Origin of the sequence: Mesorhizobium sp. B2-2-3, from assembly GCF_006442405.1 — a bacterium.
Lineage (GTDB): Bacteria > Pseudomonadota > Alphaproteobacteria > Rhizobiales > Rhizobiaceae > Mesorhizobium.
On sequence record NZ_VFWC01000006.1, the window covers coordinates 136,051 to 154,656 of the forward strand.

General features: G+C 62.6%; 19 protein-coding genes and 2 pseudogenes. 14 read left to right on the top strand and 7 right to left on the bottom strand.

Annotation, left to right across the window (positions count from 1 at the left end; all coding sequences use genetic code 11):
* The first annotated feature begins 57 nt into the window (after positions 1-57).
* A complete protein-coding gene (gene clpS, locus FJ951_RS13055) occupies positions 58-387 on the top strand; it encodes an ATP-dependent Clp protease adapter ClpS (RefSeq protein WP_027051901.1) in 330 nt (109 codons plus the stop codon).
* Positions 388-393: 6 nt separating this feature from the next.
* Positions 394-2,862, top strand: coding sequence for an ATP-dependent Clp protease ATP-binding subunit ClpA (gene clpA / locus FJ951_RS13060; protein WP_140515345.1), 2,469 nt, complete (start codon positions 394-396; stop codon positions 2,860-2,862).
* On the opposite strand, the pseudogene FJ951_RS28780 reads toward clpA, so the two are convergent.
* Together FJ951_RS28780 and FJ951_RS28435 are read right to left on the bottom strand one after the other, a co-directional pair.
* Positions 2,774-3,360, bottom strand: a pseudogene (locus FJ951_RS28780) (DUF3313 family protein); the annotation flags it as partial. The gene clpA and the pseudogene FJ951_RS28780 overlap by 89 nt on opposite strands.
* 3 nt (positions 3,361-3,363) lie before the next feature.
* Positions 3,364-3,994: pseudogene (locus FJ951_RS28435) on the bottom strand (response regulator transcription factor); the annotation flags it as partial.
* Positions 3,995-4,109: 115 nt separating this feature from the next.
* Between FJ951_RS28435 and FJ951_RS13075 the strand changes: the two are divergent.
* The gene (locus FJ951_RS13075) at positions 4,110-4,751 is read left to right on the top strand and encodes a chloramphenicol phosphotransferase (protein ID WP_140515348.1); all 642 of its coding nucleotides are present in this window, start codon (positions 4,110-4,112) and stop codon (positions 4,749-4,751) included.
* Between the two features lie 185 nt (positions 4,752-4,936).
* Here FJ951_RS13075 and FJ951_RS13080 read toward each other — a convergent pair whose 3' ends face one another.
* From FJ951_RS13080 to FJ951_RS13095, 4 genes are all read right to left on the bottom strand, one after another.
* Complete coding sequence (locus FJ951_RS13080) at positions 4,937-5,371, bottom strand: HIT family protein (protein ID WP_140515349.1); 435 nt, start codon at positions 5,369-5,371, stop codon at positions 4,937-4,939.
* A 158-nt stretch (positions 5,372-5,529) separates the two neighbouring features.
* Complete coding sequence (locus FJ951_RS13085) at positions 5,530-6,744, bottom strand: GNAT family N-acetyltransferase (protein ID WP_140515350.1); 1,215 nt, start codon at positions 6,742-6,744, stop codon at positions 5,530-5,532.
* 55 nt (positions 6,745-6,799) lie between these two features.
* Positions 6,800-7,528 carry a glycerophosphodiester phosphodiesterase gene (locus FJ951_RS13090; protein WP_140515351.1) on the bottom strand — a complete coding sequence of 243 codons (729 nt, stop codon included), beginning with the start codon at positions 7,526-7,528 and terminating at the stop codon, positions 6,800-6,802.
* Between the two features lie 11 nt (positions 7,529-7,539).
* On the bottom strand, positions 7,540-8,004 hold the full coding sequence (locus tag FJ951_RS13095) for a RidA family protein (RefSeq protein WP_140515352.1): 465 nt from the start codon (positions 8,002-8,004) through the stop codon (positions 7,540-7,542).
* A 138-nt stretch (positions 8,005-8,142) separates the two neighbouring features.
* On the opposite strand from FJ951_RS13095, the gene FJ951_RS13100 reads away from it, so the two are divergent.
* The 4 genes from FJ951_RS13100 to tsf all read left to right on the top strand — a co-directional run bounded on the left by FJ951_RS13100 (position 8,143) and on the right by tsf (position 11,428).
* Positions 8,143-8,970, top strand: a complete 828-nt coding sequence (locus FJ951_RS13100) for a cell envelope integrity EipB family protein (RefSeq protein ID WP_140515353.1) — start codon at positions 8,143-8,145, stop codon at positions 8,968-8,970.
* Positions 8,971-9,136: 166 nt separating this feature from the next.
* Positions 9,137-9,415: a DUF4031 domain-containing protein gene (locus FJ951_RS13105; RefSeq protein ID WP_140498710.1), complete on the top strand. Its 279-nt coding sequence runs from the start codon at positions 9,137-9,139 to the stop codon at positions 9,413-9,415.
* A 202-nt stretch (positions 9,416-9,617) separates the two neighbouring features.
* Positions 9,618-10,400: a 30S ribosomal protein S2 gene (rpsB, locus tag FJ951_RS13110; protein WP_140498708.1), complete on the top strand. Its 783-nt coding sequence runs from the start codon at positions 9,618-9,620 to the stop codon at positions 10,398-10,400.
* A 107-nt stretch (positions 10,401-10,507) separates the two neighbouring features.
* The gene (gene tsf / locus FJ951_RS13115) at positions 10,508-11,428 is read left to right on the top strand and encodes a translation elongation factor Ts (RefSeq protein ID WP_140498706.1); all 921 of its coding nucleotides are present in this window, start codon (positions 10,508-10,510) and stop codon (positions 11,426-11,428) included.
* 27 nt (positions 11,429-11,455) lie between these two features.
* Here tsf and FJ951_RS13120 read toward each other — a convergent pair whose 3' ends face one another.
* Positions 11,456-12,382 carry a LysR family transcriptional regulator gene (locus FJ951_RS13120; RefSeq protein ID WP_140498704.1) on the bottom strand — a complete coding sequence of 309 codons (927 nt, stop codon included), beginning with the start codon at positions 12,380-12,382 and terminating at the stop codon, positions 11,456-11,458.
* A 111-nt stretch (positions 12,383-12,493) separates the two neighbouring features.
* Here FJ951_RS13120 and FJ951_RS13125 point away from each other — a divergent pair, with 111 nt between their 5' ends.
* The 7 genes from FJ951_RS13125 (at position 12,494) to rseP (ending at position 18,518) form a co-directional block, all read left to right on the top strand.
* A complete protein-coding gene (locus FJ951_RS13125) occupies positions 12,494-13,021 on the top strand; it encodes a nuclear transport factor 2 family protein (protein ID WP_140515354.1) in 528 nt (175 codons plus the stop codon).
* 29 nt (positions 13,022-13,050) lie between these two features.
* On the top strand, positions 13,051-14,160 hold the full coding sequence (locus FJ951_RS13130; protein WP_140498700.1) for an aldo/keto reductase: 1,110 nt from the start codon (positions 13,051-13,053) through the stop codon (positions 14,158-14,160).
* A 147-nt stretch (positions 14,161-14,307) separates the two neighbouring features.
* Entirely contained in the window at positions 14,308-15,030 is a 723-nt protein-coding gene (gene pyrH / locus FJ951_RS13135) for a UMP kinase (protein WP_140498986.1), read from the top strand.
* Positions 15,031-15,140: 110 nt separating this feature from the next.
* Positions 15,141-15,695, top strand: a complete 555-nt coding sequence (gene frr, locus FJ951_RS13140; RefSeq protein ID WP_140498698.1) for a ribosome recycling factor — start codon at positions 15,141-15,143, stop codon at positions 15,693-15,695.
* A gap of 33 nt (positions 15,696-15,728) precedes the next feature.
* Positions 15,729-16,463: an isoprenyl transferase gene (locus tag FJ951_RS13145; protein WP_140515355.1), complete on the top strand. Its 735-nt coding sequence runs from the start codon at positions 15,729-15,731 to the stop codon at positions 16,461-16,463.
* Positions 16,460-17,275: a phosphatidate cytidylyltransferase gene (locus tag FJ951_RS13150; RefSeq protein ID WP_140498694.1), complete on the top strand. Its 816-nt coding sequence runs from the start codon at positions 16,460-16,462 to the stop codon at positions 17,273-17,275. The genes FJ951_RS13145 and FJ951_RS13150 overlap by 4 nt, the downstream gene beginning before the upstream one ends.
* Positions 17,276-17,375: 100 nt before the next feature.
* Positions 17,376-18,518: an RIP metalloprotease RseP gene (rseP, locus tag FJ951_RS13155; RefSeq protein WP_140498692.1), complete on the top strand. Its 1,143-nt coding sequence runs from the start codon at positions 17,376-17,378 to the stop codon at positions 18,516-18,518.
* Positions 18,519-18,606: the final 88 nt, after the last annotated feature.

Below are 18,606 nucleotides of genomic sequence, written 5' to 3' on the forward strand. Positions count from 1 at the left end.
AGGATTCGAAAGAGGCAGGATTACGTGACGATCGGTTTGACTGCCACAAGGGCACGGATGCAGAACGGCAGCGGCGACGGCAATGAGGCCGGCCGCGGCACGGCGGTCATCACGCGCACAAAGACCAAGACCAAGAAACCCAGCCTCTATCGGGTCCTCATCCTGAACGACGACTACACACCGATGGAGTTCGTGGTTCACGTGCTGGAACGTTTTTTCCAGAAGGACCGCGAAGCCGCCACACGCATCATGCTTCATGTTCACAATCATGGAGTGGGCGAGTGCGGGGTCTATACATTCGAGGTGGCCGAGACCAAAGTGTCCCAGGTCATGGATTTCGCCCGACAGAATCAGCATCCGCTGCAATGCGTGATGGAGAAGAAGTGAGGTAACATGCCGGCTTTCTCCCAAGGCCTGGAAAAGGCGCTTCACCAAGCGCTGACGCTCGCCAACGAGCGGCACCATGAATATGCAACCCTTGAACATCTGCTGCTCGCCCTGATCGACGACACCGAGGCGGCCGCCGTCATGCGCGCCTGCAATGTCGATCTCGACGAGTTGAAGCACACTGTTCTCACCTATATCGACACCGAGCTCGACAATCTGGTTACCGGCTATGACGAGGATTCCAAGCCGACCGCCGGCTTCCAGCGCGTCATTCAGCGTGCGGTGATCCATGTGCAGTCGTCCGGCCGCGAAGAGGTCTCCGGCGCCAACGTGCTCGTCGCCATCTTCGCCGAGCGCGAGAGCCATGCCGCCTATTTCCTGCAGGAACAGCAGATGACCCGTTACGACGCGGTCAACTACATCTCGCACGGCATCGCCAAACGTCCGGGCGCGTCGGAGACGCGTTCGCCGCGCGGCGCCGATGACGAGCAGGGTGGCGCGAACGGCGCCGAGCCGCAAGAGGAAGGCGGCAAGAAGAAGCAGCAGCAGGACGCGCTGACCGCTTATTGCGTCAATCTCAACAACAAGGCCAAGGCCGGCAAGATCGATCCGCTGATCGGGCGCGAGTCCGAGATCAACCGCACCATCCAGGTGCTGTGCCGCCGTTCCAAGAACAATCCGCTTTATGTCGGCGATCCCGGCGTCGGCAAGACGGCGATCGCCGAGGGCCTCGCCAAGCGCATCGTCGAGGGTGATGTTCCGGAAGTCTTGCACAACGCCACCATCTTCGCGCTCGACATGGGCACGCTTTTGGCCGGCACGCGCTATCGCGGCGATTTCGAGGAGCGACTGAAGCAGGTCGTCAAGGAGCTCGAGGATTATCCGGGCGCTGTGCTGTTCATCGACGAGATCCACACCGTCATTGGCGCCGGCGCGACGTCGGGCGGCGCCATGGATGCGTCGAACCTGTTGAAGCCGGCACTGTCTTCGGGTGCGATCCGCTGCATCGGTTCGACAACCTATAAGGAGTTCCGCCAGTTCTTTGAGAAGGACCGCGCGCTCGTACGTCGCTTCCAGAAGATCGACGTCAACGAGCCGACCATCGAGGACGCCATCGAGATCATGAAGGGCCTGAAGCCCTATTTCGAGGAGTTCCACAAGGTCCGCTACACGACGGAAGCCATCAAGGCTTCGGTTGAGCTGTCGGCGCGCTACATCAACGACCGCAAGCTGCCGGATAAGGCGATCGACGTGATCGACGAGACCGGCGCCTCGCAGATGCTGGTGCCGGAGGCCAAGCGCAAGAAGACCATCGGCATCAAGGAGATCGAAGCGACGATCGCCACCATGGCGCGCATCCCGCCGAAGACTGTTTCGGCCGATGACGAGAAGGTGCTGCAGGGTCTCGACATCGAGCTGAAGCGCGTCGTCTACGGCCAGGACACTGCGATCACCGCGCTGACCTCGGCGATCAAGCTGGCGCGTGCCGGCCTGCGCGAACCGGAGAAGCCGATCGGCTCCTATCTGTTCTCGGGTCCGACCGGCGTCGGCAAGACCGAAGTCGCCAAGCAATTGGCCGCTTCGCTCGGCGTCGAGCTGATCCGTTTCGACATGTCGGAATATATGGAACGCCACACGGTCTCTCGGTTGATCGGCGCGCCTCCCGGCTATGTCGGTTTCGATCAGGGCGGCCTTTTGACCGACGGCGTCGACCAGCATCCGCATTGCGTGCTGCTGCTGGACGAAGTCGAGAAGGCGCATCCGGACCTGTTCAACATCCTGTTGCAGGTGATGGACCATGGCAAGCTGACCGACCACAACGGCAAGCAGATCGACTTCCGCAATGTGATCCTGATCATGACCACCAATGCGGGCGCGTCGGATGCGCAGCGCGCGGCGATCGGTTTCGGGTCGACCAAGCGCGAAGGCGACGATGTCGAGGCGATCAACCGGCTGTTCACGCCGGAGTTCCGCAACCGTCTCGATGCGATCATCCCGTTCGGCTCGCTGCCGGTGCCGGTTATCCATCAGGTGGTGCAGAAGTTCGTCATGCAGCTGGAGGCCCAGCTCTCCGAGCGTGGCGTCACCTTCGACCTGTCGCCGGATGCGATCGCCTGGCTCGCCGACAAGGGCTATGACGAGCGCATGGGTGCGCGTCCGCTCGGCCGCGTCATCCAGGAGCACATCAAGAAGCCGCTGGCAGACGAAGTGCTGTTCGGCAAGCTCAAGAAGGGCGGCACGGTGCGCGTCAGCGTCGAGAAGAAGGAAACCGGCGAGACCGGCCTGAAGCTCGAATCGCTCGCCGACGAGGCACCGGTGAAGCCCAAGAAGGAAGAACCGGAAGACACCCCCAAGCAGCGCAAGGCAGTGGCCAAGAAGCCGGCGGTCAAGAAGGCCGTCGCGCAGAAGCCCGAGCCCAAGGGCAAGGACGGCGGCAAGCGCAGCCTGGTGCCGCAACTGCCGCGCAAGAGCTGATAGTCACTCCCTCGAAAAAGCCCCGGAGACGGGGCTTTTTCATTGGCACAAAGCGACGATCACTGAAGCGCTGCTGTCGGCCCCTGGACAGCAGCGGCGTTGGGCGGGTTTTGGCTGATTTGTCCGTCCAGGACGGTGGTGCTCCCACGTTGGCGCCGACCATGCCGAACAGGCCGGGCGCGCGGCCAAAGACCTCGCAGGCCGCGTATTTCGGCTTGCCGCCGAGGAACGATTTTATGCGTTGGCCTGACGGTATCGAGATATGCAATCCCGACGGCGCCTTGCCGGTGACGAGCATGCGCGAAAAGTCGTTTCCGAAAGTAGCGCCCAGACTGTACGCATCTCCGATTTCTGAGACCATGGCCTCGTTGGTGAAGGAGTTCGCTCCACGGGACCAGACCATGGCAGCGCGTTGGATGCCGTTCCGGTCAAGTGCCTCCGCCTCGACCGCGAGCCCTCCAAAACCCAGGGGAAGGCGCGGAATGGAACCGGCAGCACGGCGACGCCCCTGACGTTGTGGATGGCCATCCAGGCACCGGCATCCGTCAGCCTTTTGCGCAGACGCGAAATATGGGCGTCGATGGCGTTGGACTGGATCTCGTCCTCGTATTTGTAGACGGCTTCTTCCAGCGTGGAGCGGATGACAGTCTTTCCGCGCCGCTTTGCCAGGGCGGGCAGGACGGACAGTTCGCGTCTCGGTATCGACGGGGCTGGGCCCGACCGTCACGCTGAAATTCAGCGGGTCGATGGTGACCATGCCAACGGTAATCCGCGGCTCCTGCGCAACACCGCCCGCAGCCGCGCCATCAGTTCATCGATCAGGAAGGGTTTGCCCAGATAGTCGTCGGCGCCGGCATCGAGCCCCTCAATGCGCTCTTTCGGCTCGTTGCGGGCCGTCAGGACGATCACCGGCGCATCGACACCTGCCGCCCGCAGCCTGGGAATGAAGCTCAGTCCCTCTCCATCCGGCAATGTTCGGTCGAGCAGGATTGCCCTCATAGACGTGCTGGCACGACAGTTCGATAGCATCGCCAAGCAGCATGGTGTGATCGACGACGACGCCTTGTTTGCCAAGCGCCCTGGTGAGCGCGTCAGCCATTTCTCTTTCGTCCTCGATCAACAGAACCCGCATTGCACGTCCACGTCTCGCCGGTGCCTTGTCATCCGTCAGGATTACAGCAGCATTGCGAACAACAGCCGTTCGCCAGATGGCTGCGTGCGTTCATTTCCATGGGATGGGGAATTTTATGTCCGGACCAGGCCAGATCATCATCCTCAACGGCGCACCGCGATCGGGGAAATCGAGCATCGTCCAGGCAGTTCAGGAGAGCTTCGAGGGCCCATGGATGAACCTGGGGGTCGACACCTATGAGCAGGTCACGCCGCTGCGCTGTCGCCCGGGCATAGGTTTGCGGCCCGGCGGCGAGCGCCCGGATATCGAGGGTCTCGTGCCGAGGTTCTACGCCGCGCTCTACGAATCGATCGCCGCCCACAGCCGAGTGGGGTTGAATGTCGTGGCCGATCTCGGTCATCACGACAGCTATTCGCGACCCCTTGATTGCCTTGTCGATTGCGCCCGGCGCCTCGCAGGCCTGCCGGTTCTGTTTGTCGGTGTCCGCTGCCCGATCGAAATCATCATGCAGAGGCGCGCCGACAGTCCGGCGGGGAGGGGATATGTGACGGGATCGCCCGACGACCCCATGCCGTTGGCGGTGCGCCTGTGGCAGGAGGAGGTACACCGGCCTGGCGTGTATGATCTGGAAGTCGACACATCGCTGCTGACGCCAGCACAATGTGCGGATGCGATCCGCGGGCGGCTCAGGCAAAATGTGGAGCCTCCGACGGCGTTTGAGAGGCTGTCGGCATTCTCCAGGGACAAGCTATCCTGATCGCGTGCTCTCAGCCGGCGATGGGGGAATCTCGGCCGCGCGGCGCGATCGTCGTCCACGGCGGGCACAATTTGGTAGATGTTCAGCGGAATGGCGATCACGCTGATATGCTGGCGGCTCGGGTTCATCGTTTTCGATGCGCAACTTCCCCAGACGGCCGCAATGGGGCAACTGAAAGCCAGGCGTCAGGATAGTGGCATGGCCGCCTTTATCCGGCCGGCATTCTCGGCCAGCACCTCGGGTTTCTCCATCTGGCCCGTATGCGGCTTCAGCGCGATGCCTTCGAAGCGCGGAATGACGTGGACGTGAAGGTGATAGACGGTCTGCCCGGAGGCCGGCTCGTTGAACTGCATCACGGTGACGCCATCGGCCTTGAATGCCTTGCGGACGGCGACCGCCACCTTCTGCACGACCGTGAAAAGCGGGCCGAACGTTGCCGGATCGGCGTCGAGCAGATTACGCGACGGCGCCTTCGGCACCACCAGCGTATGGCCCGGCCCCTGCGGCATCACATCCATGAAGGCAACGACCGCTTCATCCTCGTAGACGCGATGCGAGGGAATTTCACCGCGCAGGATCTTGGCAAAGATGTTGTCGGTGTCATAAGCGGTTTCGGCCATGGCGAACGCTCCGGATTGTGCCTCGCTGATTGGTGTAGCGAAGCCTTTCGTGAGCGGCAAGACGATCAGGCGAGATCGATGAAGCCGATCTCGACAGGCGTGCACTGCCAACCCAAGGTATGCCGAACCTGACATATGCTCCTGCCCCGCGGGATGGCCTACTCCTCCAGATCCTTGCGGAATGGCGTGTGTTCTTCGAGATATTCGCTCATGCGTTCCACCTCGCGCCGTTCGCGCCTGAGATAGTCGGCGACGGCGTTGCGCAGGCCGGGATGGGCGATGTAATGCGCGGAATGCATGATCACCGGCCGGTAGCCTCGCGCCAGCTTGTGTTCGCCCTGTGCGCCCGCCTCGACCACCTTCAGCTTGCGTTCGATGGCGAAGTCGATGGCCTGGTGATAGCAGACCTCGAAATGCAGGAACGGATGATCCTCGATGCAGCCCCAGTTGCGGCCGTAGAGCGCATCGGAGCCGATGAAGTTGATAGCGCCGGCAATGTAGCGGCCGTTGCGCCTGGCCATCACCAGCAGGATGTCCTCGGCCATGCGCTCGCCGATCAGCGAGAAGAATTCCCGGTTCAGATAGGGCCGGCCCCATTTGCGGCTGCCGGTGTCCATGTAGAAGGCGAAGAAATCGTCCCAGGCCCGTTCTGTAAGGTCCTTGCCGGTAAGCCAGTCGATGGAGATGCCGTCGGCAAGCGCCTCGCGGCGCTCCTTCTTCATGGCCTTGCGCTTGCGGGAGGCCAGCGTGGCGAGGAAATCGTCATAGGTCGAGAAGCCCTCGTTGACGAAGTGGAACTGCTGGTCGGTGCGATGCAGGAAGCCCGCCGCCTCCAGCACGTCCACGTCGCTCTCCTGCGCGAAGGTGACATGCGCGGAAGAGACGCCGAGCTTTTCCGCCACTGCCTTCAATCCCGCGGCGAGCCCGGCCTTGACGGTGCCGGAATGCTGGCCCCTGCTCACCAGCAGGCGAGGGCCGGTGACCGGCGTGAACGGTACCGAGCATTGCAGCTTGGGATAATAACGGCCGCCGGCGCGCTCGAAGGCATCCGACCAGCCGTGATCGAACACATATTCGCCCTGGCTGTGTGACTTGAGATAGCAAGGGACCGCGCCGAGCAGCGTGCCTTGACCATTCTCCAGCCTGAGATGATGACCTTGCCAGCCAGTGCGCCGCACGGCGCAGCCGGAATCCTCGAGTGCGCTCAGGAAAGCATATGAAACGAGGGGGTTATAACCGTTTTCGGCATCACTGCGCGTGGTCCCGGCGAAACCGTCCCACTCTTCGCAGGTGAAGGCGCCGATGCCCGCCGCAATGCGGATCGCATACTCCGCATCAACCGTTTGCCCGTCGCCGTCGTCGCCCTGATCCATGAGGCTTATTTAAGCTCCATCCGGACCGCTACAAGTCACGTTCTAGGCACCCATATCAAGCGACCTTGACCAGATCGGGCTCGAACCCTTCGAACGTCATCTGGTCCGCATATTTGAATGTAAGATCGACCGCCGGCTGGTCATGCACCGTCCAGGTGATGACCGGCATTTTGAGCCGTTCACGGACAAAGCTGACGAATGGATTCGGCAGGTCGCCCGCTGCGTAGGAGGTGAAGGCGATCTGATGCGCCAGCATGGCGAAATGCGCTTCGATCAGCCTGTCGTCCTTGCCATAGGCGGTCAATCCAGCCGGGATGCCCGGCGCATCCCTGGCGAAATCGCGGATCAGCCAGTGGTCGAACGACATGATCGCCACCTTGCCTTTGTAGCGCTTGAGCAGCCTACCGACGCTCGCCACAAGGCCATTGTCGTATCCAGCCACGCCTTTTAGTTCGACCACCAGCGGCACCCGCCCGTCGATCAGATCGAGCGCCTCGCGCAGCGTCGGCACATGATCAGACGTGCCGCCGACCTTGAGCGCTGCCAGTTCGGCCGCCGTGCGCTGCCAGACGAAACCGTCGTGCCCAGTCAGCCGCTGCAAGTCGCCATCATGGATAATGACGGGAACTCCGTCCGACGACAGGTGCACGTCGCATTCGATGGCATAGCCGCGTTCGGCCGCGGCGGCAAAGGCGGAGAGGGTGTTTTCCCAGCGCGTCTTGTTCATGTCGTGAAAGCCGCGATGGGCGACAGGCCGGGCAATCAGCCAGGAAAGGTCGGTCATGTCAGGCTCGCTCACTCGACTTCGAAGATCGCTTCGATTTCCACCGCGGCATTAAGCGGCAGCGAAGCCGTGCCGACGGCGGAACGGGCATGCTTGCCGCGCTCGCCGAGCGCCGCCACCAGGAAATCGGAGGCGCCGTTTGCGACCAGATGCTGCTCGAGGAAATCCGGCGCCGAGGCGACGAAGACGGTGATCTTGACCAGCCGGCGTATCTTCTCGAGATCGCCAAGTGCCGCCTTGGCCTGCGCCAGAATGTTGATCGCGCAGTATTTTGCCGCTTCCTTGCCGGTTGCTGTGTCGACGTCCAGGCCAAGCAGTCCGCTCGCCTGCAGCTTGCCGTCCTTGAGCGGCAATTGTCCGGCGGTGAAAAGCAGGTTTCCGGTCCTGCAATAGGGCACGTAGTTGGCGGCAGGCGCCGCGGCCGCGGGAATGGTGACCCCGAGGTCGCTTAGCCGCTTTTCGATTGTTTCACTCATTGCTTTTCCCTATTGCTGGAAGGTGCCGCGCCGGCCGGGCCGAAATTGCTATTTTTGCCTCGCTTCCGCCACGACTTTTTTTAAGCTGGACCATCTTTCCCTGCGGCCTGCCATCAGCCGCGATGATCGGAGCCTCTCATGCGCGCAACGCGCCTTGTATTCCATGCCGTCCTGTTGTCGGCGGTCTTTTCGATAGGTCCCGCTTTCGCCGTGCCGGCGCTGCAGGCGCATCGCGCCGTTTACGACCTTACGCTCAAGAAGGCGGACGACCGCTCCGGGATCACCGGCATTACCGGCCGCATGGTCTATGAATTCAACGGCTCGGCCTGCGAAGGCTATACGGTGAAATTCCGCTTTGTCACCCAGATTGCCACCAGCGACAACACCAAGCTGACCGACCAGCAGACGACGACGTTCGAAGACGCCGAAGGCAAGACCTTCTCGTTCGTGACCAAATCCTTCGTCGACCAGAACCTCGACAAGGAGGTCAAGGGTGTCGCCACGAAGGAAACGCAAGGGCTAAAGGTCGACATCGACAAGCCCGAGAAGAGCAGCCTGGAACTTGCCACCACCCAGTTTCCGACCCAGCATCTGGTCGAATTGATAGACAAGGCCGAGAAAGGTGAAAACTTCTATCAAACCAATCTGTTCGACGGCTCCGAGGACGCCAACAAGGTGATGTCCACCACCGTCGTCGTCGGCAAGAGGACCGATGCCGACAAGGCCGATCCGGAAGCACCGGCGCTGGCCAAGCTTGCCACCGACAAATACTGGCCGGTCGACATCGCCTATTTCGACGACAGTGCCAGGAACGGAGAAGAAACGCCGGAATACCGGATCAGCTTCAAGCTGCACGAGAACGGCATCACCCGCGATCTAACCATGGACTATGGCGATTTCTCCATGACCGGCAAGCTGGTCAATCTGTCGCTTTTCGACCAGACGAAGGCCTGCCCGACGAAATAAACTTCGATTTGCGTCGACGCAGCGCCGTCGCGGTCCACGGCTTGAAAGCGTCGCGGCGGCTTCTCATCTTCTCGAGGCCGCCGGCCGCTTCATCTTCTGTGCGAATCCCTTCTATCATCGCTCGTCGCCGGTACCGGTCGGCGGAAGAAGGAATGCGGCGAGCCTCATGGCGGTCTATGTCGACGCGGCGATCTGGAAATGGGTTGGTCACCGCTGGTGCCATCTGATGGCCGACGACACCGATGAACTGCATCGTTTCGCCGCGCAACTCGGCATCAAGCGCTCATCCTACCAGGGGCCGCCGAAGACATCGGCGCCGCATTATGACATAACCGGTTTCGAGCGCGACCGCGCGGTGCGGCTCGGCGCCGTCGAGTGCAGCCGCGAGGAGATCGTCGCGATCTTCCGGCGGGTGAGGGTGCCAAAGGGTAAGATAAAGCGTTGAGGGCACGCGCGGATCGCCGCAGGCGCGCCGCAATGCGTCGTTGCGCTTGCGTTTGGAGCACTTCCCCTCTATATGCGCGCTCATTCCACACACGGACTTTGGTGTCTGCCCGGGAGAAATCCGGCTGAAACCTCCGGTGGCATCGAGGACTTCGTCCGAAAATGCCTGTGTCCGTGGAGGCTAACCGGAAAGGAAAATGAGAATGGCTCTGCCTGATTTCAGCATGCGCCAGCTTTTGGAAGCTGGCATTCACTTCGGCCACCAGACCCACCGCTGGAACCCGAAGATGGCGCCCTACATCTACGGCGCCCGCAACAACATCCACATCATCGACCTCAGCCAAACGGTGCCGTTGCTGCACCAGGCGCTGAAGCAGGTTTCCGACACCGTCGCCAAGGGCGGCCGCGTGTTGTTCGTCGGCACCAAGCGCCAGGCGTCCGACATCGTCGCCGATGCCGCGCAGCGTTCGGCCCAATACTATGTCAATTCGCGTTGGCTGGGCGGCATGCTGACCAACTGGAAGACGATCTCGAACTCGATCCAGCGCCTGCGCAAGCTCGACGAGATGCTGGCCGGCGAGGCGCAAGGGTTGACCAAGAAGGAGCGTCTCAACCTCGACCGCGAGCGCGAGAAGCTCGACAAGGCTCTCGGCGGCATCAAGGACATGGGCTCGACGCCCGACCTGATGTTCGTGATCGACACCAACAAGGAAGCGATCGCCATCCTCGAGGCCAAGCGCCTTGGCATTCCGGTCGTCGCCATCATCGATTCGAACTGCGATCCGGACAAGATCGACTTCCCGATCCCCGGCAATGACGACGCCGCGCGCGCCATCCAGCTCTATTGCGACCTCATCGCGAAGGCTGCCATCGACGGCATCGCTCGCCAGCAGGGCGCGCTGGGTGTCGACATCGGCGCTTCGGTGGAAGCTCCGGTCGAACCGGTGCTCGGCGAAACTCCGGCGGCGGAAACTCCGGAAGCGTGATAGCGAAGGCCGGTCACGGCCTTCATCTTTCTAATATTTTGACGCGTTAAACGGACGCACCGTCGAGATTCGATGGTGCGTCGGCGCATTTGAACAAAGAGGCGACAATGAGCATTTCGGCTGCACAGGTCAAAGAACTCCGCGACTTGACCGGCGCGGGCATGATGGACTGCAAGGCGGCGTTGAACGAGACCAACGGCAACATGGAAGAAGCCGTGGACTGGCTGCGCAAGAAGGGTATCTCCAAGGCCGACAAGAAGGCAGGCCGCACCGCGGCCGAGGGCCTGATCGGCGTCGATTCCGGCGTGCGCGAGGCCGCGGTCGTCGAGGTCAATTCCGAGACCGACTTCGTCGCCCGCAACGCCGCCTTCCAGGAGATCGTCGCCAACGTCGCCAAGGTGGCACTGGCCTATGGCACGAGCGAGGCCGTGGCTGCCGCGAAGTACCCGGGTTCGGACAAGTCGGTCACCGACACCATCAAGGACGCCGTCGGTACCATCGGCGAGAACATGGGCTTCCGCCGTTCGGCCAAGCTCACCGTTCCGCACGGCGCCGTCGCGACCTATGTTCACAACGCGGTTGCCGACGGCCTTGGCAAGCTGGGCGTCCTGGTCGCTATCGAGACCACGGGCAACGAGCACGCGGCCAATGCATTCGCCCGCCAGGTCGCCATGCATGTCGCCGCCACCAACCCGATGGCACTGACCACCGAGGAACTCGATCCCGCGGCAGTCGAGCGCGAGAAGGCGATCTTCGCCGACCAGGCACGCCAGTCCGGCAAGCCGGAGGCGATCATCGAGAAGATGGTCGAGGGTCGGCTGCGCAAGTTCTACGAGGAAGTCGTGCTTCTGAAGCAGGCCTTCGTGCTCAATCCCGACATTACCGTCGAGAAGGCGCTGAAGGATGCCGAGAAGGAGATCGGCGCTCCGGCCAAGATCTCGGCCTATCTGCGTTTCGCGCTCGGCGAAGGCATCGAGAAGGAAGCGACCGATTTCGCGGCGGAAGTCGCGGCGGCGGTCAAGAAATAGCCCGAAGAACAAGTAAGGCTAAACGGCTCAGGCAACTCGGCCGGGTGTCCGCATGGATGCCCGGCCGATTTCTTGTGCGGCGTCGATGAAGGCCCTCAGCTTCGGCGCCATCGAAGCCCGGCGCGGAAAGTAAAGGAAAAGGCCGGGCTCCTCGATTGCCGTCTTTGGCAGGACCTGGACGAGGCGTCCGGCGGCAAGATCGGCGCGTACAAGCGGCTCGAACACATAGGCGAGCCCGACCCCTGCAAGCGCAAGATCGATCGCCGCCAGCGAATCGGTCACGACGGCCGTGCCACGCGTCTCGACGACGACCTCCTTGCCATTGTCGTTCAGATCCCAGCGATAGAACGCGCCGGAGCGGAGAAGCCTGTAGCCTATGCAATTATGGTTCGCGAGGTCGGCCACGTCGCAGGGACGGCCGTGCCTTCCGATATAGTCCGGCGAGGCGACGAGCACGGCCTTGAAGGGCTGCGTCAGCCGTATGGCGGTCATGTCCTGCGCGATCATCTCGCCCAGCCTAATGCCGGCGTCAAAACCTTCCCCGACAATATCGACCAGGGCTTGATCGGCGAAAACCTCGACCGTCACATCCGGATAGCGATCGGCCATGGCTGCGATCACAGGCGTCACCGCCAAAGGGATCGCGATGTTGGAGGCATTGATCCTGAGCAGGCCAGAGGGCCGCCCCTTGACGCCGCGGATGCGGTCCATCCGCTCCGCGATGTCCTGGAGGGCAGGGCCCGTTGTCTCCACCAGTGCCTTGCCGGCTTCGGTCAGCGAGACGCTACGTGTCGTGCGCGCAAACAGCGGCTGGCCGATGCGCTCTTCCACCAGCCGCACAGCATGGCTGACCGCCGACGGGCTCATGCCGAGCTCGGCCGCGGCAAGCGCGAAGCCGCCGCGTCGCGCCACGGCAACGATGACGGGCAGGTGGGTAAGCAGGTCCCGGTCCATTCATGAATGATATCGCATAGTCTTTGCGAACAATGCAATCTTATCGACGGCGGCGCATTGATCCACATTGTCCCCGATACAGCGGGCGGGCTGATTTCCAGGAGACGAGACATGAACGCTTTGAAACATGTGACCTTCGCTGCGGGACTGGCGCTGGCGCCGATCGATGCCGGGGGAGCCGAACCGGCGGAGTGGCAGGCGCTTGCCGACGAGCGCGCGGTCATCCGCATCGCCGATGCCATCGACCGCGCCGTCGACGCGCAGGACTGGAAGCTTGTCCGCAGCTATTTCGCGGATCGGGTTACCGCTGATTTCAGCAGCCTGTCCGGACAGCCGGCGGCCAATATTGCCTCCGACGACCTGATCGGCGCCTGGGCCGGCAACCTCAAGGGCGGCAAGACCAGCCTGCATCTGCGCACCAATCACCAAGTCGTTCTCGAAGCGGACACGGCGACCGTCCTGTCGAACGGCTATGCCTGGAACCGGATGGAAGGCAATGGCGAGCCGCTTTGGGAAGTCTGGGGCACATATGAGCACCACCTGACCCGCTCCGGCGCGGGTTGGAAGGTCGACGGCTTCACCTTCCGCGTGACCCATGAGCGCGGCAATCCCTGGGTCAAGACGACACCCGGCCAATAACCCAACATCAAACTCGATCGGAGAATATCATGACCATGAACTACTACACGCTTGGCAACAGCGGCTTGCGCGTCAGCCGGTTGGCGCTGGGCACCATGACCTTCGGCACCGAATTGGGCTGGGGCACTGACAGGGATACAGCCCGCGCAATCTTCGACGAATATGTCGAGGCGGGCGGCAATTTCTTCGACACGGCCGATCTCTATACCGGCGGCACCGCCGAGACCTGGCTCGGCGAATTCGTCGCCGAGCGCGGATTGCGCGACAAGGCGGTGATCGCCACTAAATTCACCTTCAATTCAGAACCGGGCAATCCGAACGCCGGCGGCAATGGCCGCAAGAACATAATGCGCGCCGTGGACGCCTCTCTGAAGCGGCTCGGAACCGACTATATCGACCTCTATCTCATGCATGTGTGGGACAGGCTGACGCCGGCCGAGGAGGTGCTGCGCACGCTGGACGACCTGGTGCGCGCGGGCAAGGTGCGCCACGTCGGCCTTTCCGATGTGCCGGCCTGGTATGCGGGGCGGGCGCAGGCGATCGCAGAATTGCGCTGCTATGAGCCGATCTCGGCCCTGCAGCTCGAATATTCGCTGGCCGAACGCTCGATCGAGCATGAGTTCGTGCCTTTCGCCACGCATCATGGCGCCGGCGTCATGGTTTGGAGCCCGCTGGCCAGCGGCTTGCTCAGCGGCAAATATCGCCCGACGCAAGCCGGCAATGCCGGCCGGCTCGACGGTTTCCGCAACACCACGCATCCGAGCTTCCGGAAATTCAGCGACCGCAATTGGGCGATCGTGGCCGAGCTCGAAAAGGTGGCCGCCGAACTCGGCCGCAGCATGGCCCAGGTGGCACTCAACTGGGTGGCGACGCAGCCCGGCGTCGCAACCGTCATCCTGGGCGCGACCAAGCTCGCGCAACTGCAGGACAACCTCGCGGCGCTGGATTTTTCGATTGCCCCCGAACTCCGCAAGCGGCTGGATTCGGTGAGCAGCATGCCGGCGCCGTTCCCGCATTCCTATTTCGGGCCCGAGATCCAGGTCAGGGTGGCCGGCGGTGTCGTGACCGGCGACAAGCCCTCCGGCTATTCGCCGCAGGTTCTGGTGGAAGGCGAGGCGGTCAGCATCAGCAGCAACTGATCGAAAAAGCCTGGGATTTTGCGCAAGGGCGCGGCGTGACATCGCCGCGCCCTTCGTGTATCGGGTCGAACCATCATGCCAGCGCCGCCAGGCGAAGCGGGGCAGTTTCGCCTCCTGATTTGCCGCGCCGAGATTTTCGAGGACCAGATGACGGTGAAGCCCCTCTACCGACGTGTCTTGCTGAAAGCGTCTGGTGAAGCGTTGATGGGCGAACAGCATTTCGGCATCGACGTCTCGGTCGTCGACCGCATCGCCGGCGACATCGCCGAAGCCCGCGCGCTCGGCATCGAGGTTGGCGTCGTCATCGGCGGCGGCAATATCTTTCGCGGTGTGGCGGTTGCCTCCAAGGGTGGCGACCGCGTCACCGGCGACCATATGGGTATGCTCGCCACCGTCATCAATTCGCTAGCGCTGCGCACCTCGCTGAACAAGATCGGCGTCGATGCGGTGGTTCTTTCCGCGATCGCCATGCCTGAGCTTTGCGAGAGCTTTTCGCAGCGCCAGGCAACCGCCTACATGAACCAGGGCAAGGTGGTGATCTTTGCCGGCGGCACCGGCAATCCGTTCTTCACCACTGATTCGGCCGCGGCACTTCGCGCCGCTGAAATCGGCGCCGACGCGCTGTTCAAGGGCACACAGGTCGACGGCGTCTATTCTGCCGACCCGAAGAAGGACCCGAACGCGACGCGTTTCGAGCGCATCAGCCATGCCGAAGTGATAAATCGCGGCCTTTCCATCATGGATACGGCAGCGATTGCACTTGCGCGCGAAAACAACATTCCGATAATCGTCTATTCGATCCACGAAAAAGGTGGTTTCGGCGATATTCTAAGGGGCGGCGGCCGCTGCACGGTCGTCGCGGACGATTGATCCGGGGCCTGATCGCGGAAAAGGCGAAAACCGGTTTCGAAATCAGGCTCGAACACGGGGCCTTGCCCCGAAAGCAGTGAACCCGCGTCAGACGGGTCGAGGAGACTAAGATGAGTGGTGAGTACGACGATCTCAAGCGGCGCATGGATGGGGCAATCGCCGCGTTCAAGCATGACCTGGCTTCGCTGCGGACCGGTCGCGCTTCCAGCAACCTGCTCGACGCTATCCAGGTGCAGGCCTATGGCACCAGCATGCCGATCAACCAGGTGGCCAATGTCACGGTGCCTGAGCCGCGCATGATTTCGGTGTCGGTCTGGGACAAGTCGATGGTGGGCGCGGTCGATCGCGCCATCCGCGAATCCAATCTGGGGTTCAACCCCATCGTGGACGGCACCAATCTCAGGATTCCGCTTCCGGAACTCAACGAGCAGCGCCGCAAGGAACTCGTCAAGATCTCGCATGGCTACGCCGAGAACGCCCGTGTCGCAGCGCGCCATGTGCGCCGCGACGGCATGGACTTCCTGAAGAAGGCGGAGAAGGACGGCGTTATCAGCGAAGACGATCAGCGCAAGCGCTCCGACCAGGTCCAGAAGCTTACCGACGAAACGATCAGCACCATCGACCACCTGCTTTCCGACAAGGAAGCTGAAATCATGCAGGTTTAGGGTCTGGCCGGCGGCTGGCCCGAAAGCGAGATCATGGCAACGCCCGCGCATGTCGCGATCATCATGGATGGAAACGGACGCTGGGCCAAGGCGCGCGGCATGCCGCGGCTCGCCGGCCATCGCGCGGGCGTAGAAGCACTGCGCAAGACGGTGCGCGCCGCGCCCGATCTCGGCATTTCCTACCTGACTGTCTATGCCTTCTCTTCGGAAAACTGGTCGCGGCCGAAATCCGAAGTCAGCGACCTGATGGGCCTGTTGAAGCTGTTCATCCGCCGCGATCTCGCCGAACTGCACCGCAGCGGCGTGCGCGTCAGGATCATCGGTGACAGGGCTGGGCTGCAGCCGGATATCAGGCTCCTGCTGGAAGAAGCCGAAGCGCTGACCTCGGCCAACGAGGCGCTGACGCTGATCATCGCCTTCAACTACGGCGGACGCGACGAGATCGTGCGCACGGCGCGCAAGCTTGCCTCGGCCGTCGCGCGCGGCGAGCTCGACAGCGAGGCGATCACCGCCGAATCCTTTGCCGGCTGCCTCGACACGCAAGGCATTCCCGATCCCGAACTGGTCATACGCACCAGCGGTGAGCTTCGCCTTTCCAATTTTCTTCTGTGGCAGGCTGCCTATAGCGAGCTTGTGTTCCTGCCCTGCTATTGGCCCGATTTCAGCCGAGAGCATCTAGCCGAGGCCTTGCGCGAGTTCGCCGGGCGCGAACGCCGTTTTGGCGGGCTGGATCCGCAAGATGTCGCTTCGCGGCCGGCCGCGGGATGAGCAATCTCCAGCTTCGCGTTCTTTCGGCGGTCGTGCTTGCCATCGCGACGCTTGGCCTGACCTGGTTCGGCGGCCTGCCGTTCCGGCTGCTTTCAGCCGCGATTTCGGCAGTGATCTTCTACGAATGGACGCGCATGTCTCGCCCTTCCGGGACGACCGGGCTCGGTTTTTTGCCGGAAGCGCTGCTGCTGGTGTTTCTCGGCGCCCTGATCACCGGCCTGCCTGCCTTGTGGCTGCTGCTTCTAGTGGCTGCACTGGTCGCCGTCACGGCCATCGCCGCCCAACTGCGCGGGGCCGGGCAGTGGGATGCCTCCGGCCTTGCCTATGCAGCCGTCTCGGGTCTTTCCCTTGCGCTTCTGCGTGACGGCGACCATTCCGGCCTCGTCGCCATCCTGTTCCTGTTCGCGGTGGTCTGGGCGACCGACATCTTTGCCTATTTCGTCGGCCGGGCCGTCGGTGGCCCGAGGCTGGCGCCGTCCATCTCTCCCGGCAAGACGCGAAGTGGCGCGCTCGGCGGCGCCGTGGGCGGGGTCGTTGCGGGGCTCATCCTGGCCGTCGCCGCCGGTGCGGGCAACCTGCCAATGCTCGGTCTCGTCGCGCTCGCGCTTTCAATCGTCTCCCAGGCTGGCGACCTCCTGGAATCCTGGGTCAAGCGCCGCCACGGCCGCAAGGATTCGGGCGCGCTCATTCCGGGCCATGGCGGCGTCATGGACCGCGTCGACGGGCTTGTCGCGGCGGCTTTCGCCCTATACGTCATCGGCTGGATTTCGGCGGGCGCCGATCAGCCGGCACAGGGGCTGTTTCCCATTTGAGCGGCATCGTTCCACGATCGATGCGGGCGCGCCTTGGATTCGCCTGGATTGATGTCACAGTCGCGGCGCAACGGTGTCGCGGAAGAACTGAGGATTTGAGTTGAACGAGATTCTTCACGCGATCTTCGGCATGGAAGGCTTCCTTCTCGGCACGCTCGTGCCCTTCCTGTTCGTGCTGACCGTGGTCGTGTTCGTCCACGAGATGGGCCACTATCTCGTTGGCCGCTGGTGCGGCATCGGCGTCAGGGCCTTTTCGATCGGTTTCGGCCCGGAACTCTTCGGCTTCAACGACAGGCACGGCACGCGCTGGAAGCTCTGCGCCATACCGCTTGGCGGCTATGTCAAATTCGTCGGCGACATGAACGCCACCTCCAGCCAGCCGTCGACGGAAGAGATCGAAACGCTGACCGACGAGGAACGCAAGGTCGCCTTTCACACCCAGCCGATCTGGAAGCGGGCGGCGACGGTGGTGGCCGGGCCGCTGTTCAATTTCCTGCTGACGATCGTCGTCTTTTCGGTGCTGTTTTCAGCCTATGGCCGCTATGTCGCGGAACCCATGGTGGCCGAGGTGACCGCCGGCAGCCCGGCGGCGAAAGCCGGCATCCTGCCCGGCGACCGATTCGTCAGCGTCGACGGCAGCAAGATCGAAACCTTCGGTGACGTCCAACGCCTGGTTTCGGGCCGGGCCGGCGACAGCATCACCTTCGTCATGCTGCGCGACGGCAAGGAAGTGACCGTGACCGCCACGCCGCAGCTGATGGAGCAGCAGGACGCGCTCGGCAACAAGGTCAAGGTGGCCGTGATCGGCGTCGTCAACAACCAGGAACTCGGCCAGCCCAGGCTGATCACCTACAGCCCCGCCGGCGCGTTGGCCGCGGCGGTGGAGGAAACCGGGCACGTCATCCAGCGCACCGGCCAGTTCCTGCAGCGTTTCGTCGTCGGGCGCGAGGACAAGTGCCAGCTCGGCGGCCCGGTGAAGATCGCGGACATGGCCGGCAAGGCGGCGAAGCTCGGCTTCGAATGGCTCGTGCAGCTCGTTGCGCTGCTGTCCGTGGGCATCGGCATCCTCAATCTTTTGCCGATTCCCCCCCTCGACGGCGGCCATCTCCTGTTCTACGGCGTGGAGGCCGTCATCCGCCGCCCGGTGTCGGAACGGATGATGGAAATGGCCTATCGGGCCGGTCTGCTTCTGGTTTTGGGCTTCATGGGTTTCGTATTCTGGAACGATCTGTTTGGATGCTGAAATCATGAAGAAATTTGGCTTCGGCATGGTCGATGTTGAGACGCCGTTTACCATGCACGGGGATATGAGTGACGCGAAAGCCACGCAC

Excerpts from the sequence above, each read along its gene's own strand:
- clpS (WP_027051901.1), top strand. The coding sequence starts at position 58 with ATGCAGAACGGCAGCGGCGACGGCAATGAGGCCGGCCGCGGCACGGCG.
- clpA (WP_140515345.1), top strand. The coding sequence starts at position 394 with ATGCCGGCTTTCTCCCAAGGCCTGGAAAAGGCGCTTCACCAAGCGCTG.
- FJ951_RS13075 (WP_140515348.1), top strand. The coding sequence starts at position 4,110 with ATGTCCGGACCAGGCCAGATCATCATCCTCAACGGCGCACCGCGATCG.
- FJ951_RS13080 (WP_140515349.1), bottom strand. The coding sequence starts at position 5,371 with ATGGCCGAAACCGCTTATGACACCGACAACATCTTTGCCAAGATCCTG.
- FJ951_RS13085 (WP_140515350.1), bottom strand. The coding sequence starts at position 6,744 with ATGGATCAGGGCGACGACGGCGACGGGCAAACGGTTGATGCGGAGTAT.
- FJ951_RS13090 (WP_140515351.1), bottom strand. The coding sequence starts at position 7,528 with ATGACCGACCTTTCCTGGCTGATTGCCCGGCCTGTCGCCCATCGCGGC.
- FJ951_RS13095 (WP_140515352.1), bottom strand. The coding sequence starts at position 8,004 with ATGAGTGAAACAATCGAAAAGCGGCTAAGCGACCTCGGGGTCACCATT.
- FJ951_RS13100 (WP_140515353.1), top strand. The coding sequence starts at position 8,143 with ATGCGCGCAACGCGCCTTGTATTCCATGCCGTCCTGTTGTCGGCGGTC.
- FJ951_RS13105 (WP_140498710.1), top strand. The coding sequence starts at position 9,137 with ATGGCGGTCTATGTCGACGCGGCGATCTGGAAATGGGTTGGTCACCGC.
- rpsB (WP_140498708.1), top strand. The coding sequence starts at position 9,618 with ATGGCTCTGCCTGATTTCAGCATGCGCCAGCTTTTGGAAGCTGGCATT.
- tsf (WP_140498706.1), top strand. The coding sequence starts at position 10,508 with ATGAGCATTTCGGCTGCACAGGTCAAAGAACTCCGCGACTTGACCGGC.
- FJ951_RS13120 (WP_140498704.1), bottom strand. The coding sequence starts at position 12,382 with ATGGACCGGGACCTGCTTACCCACCTGCCCGTCATCGTTGCCGTGGCG.
- FJ951_RS13125 (WP_140515354.1), top strand. The coding sequence starts at position 12,494 with ATGAACGCTTTGAAACATGTGACCTTCGCTGCGGGACTGGCGCTGGCG.
- FJ951_RS13130 (WP_140498700.1), top strand. The coding sequence starts at position 13,051 with ATGACCATGAACTACTACACGCTTGGCAACAGCGGCTTGCGCGTCAGC.
- pyrH (WP_140498986.1), top strand. The coding sequence starts at position 14,308 with ATGACGGTGAAGCCCCTCTACCGACGTGTCTTGCTGAAAGCGTCTGGT.
- frr (WP_140498698.1), top strand. The coding sequence starts at position 15,141 with ATGAGTGGTGAGTACGACGATCTCAAGCGGCGCATGGATGGGGCAATC.
- FJ951_RS13145 (WP_140515355.1), top strand. The coding sequence starts at position 15,729 with ATGGCAACGCCCGCGCATGTCGCGATCATCATGGATGGAAACGGACGC.
- FJ951_RS13150 (WP_140498694.1), top strand. The coding sequence starts at position 16,460 with ATGAGCAATCTCCAGCTTCGCGTTCTTTCGGCGGTCGTGCTTGCCATC.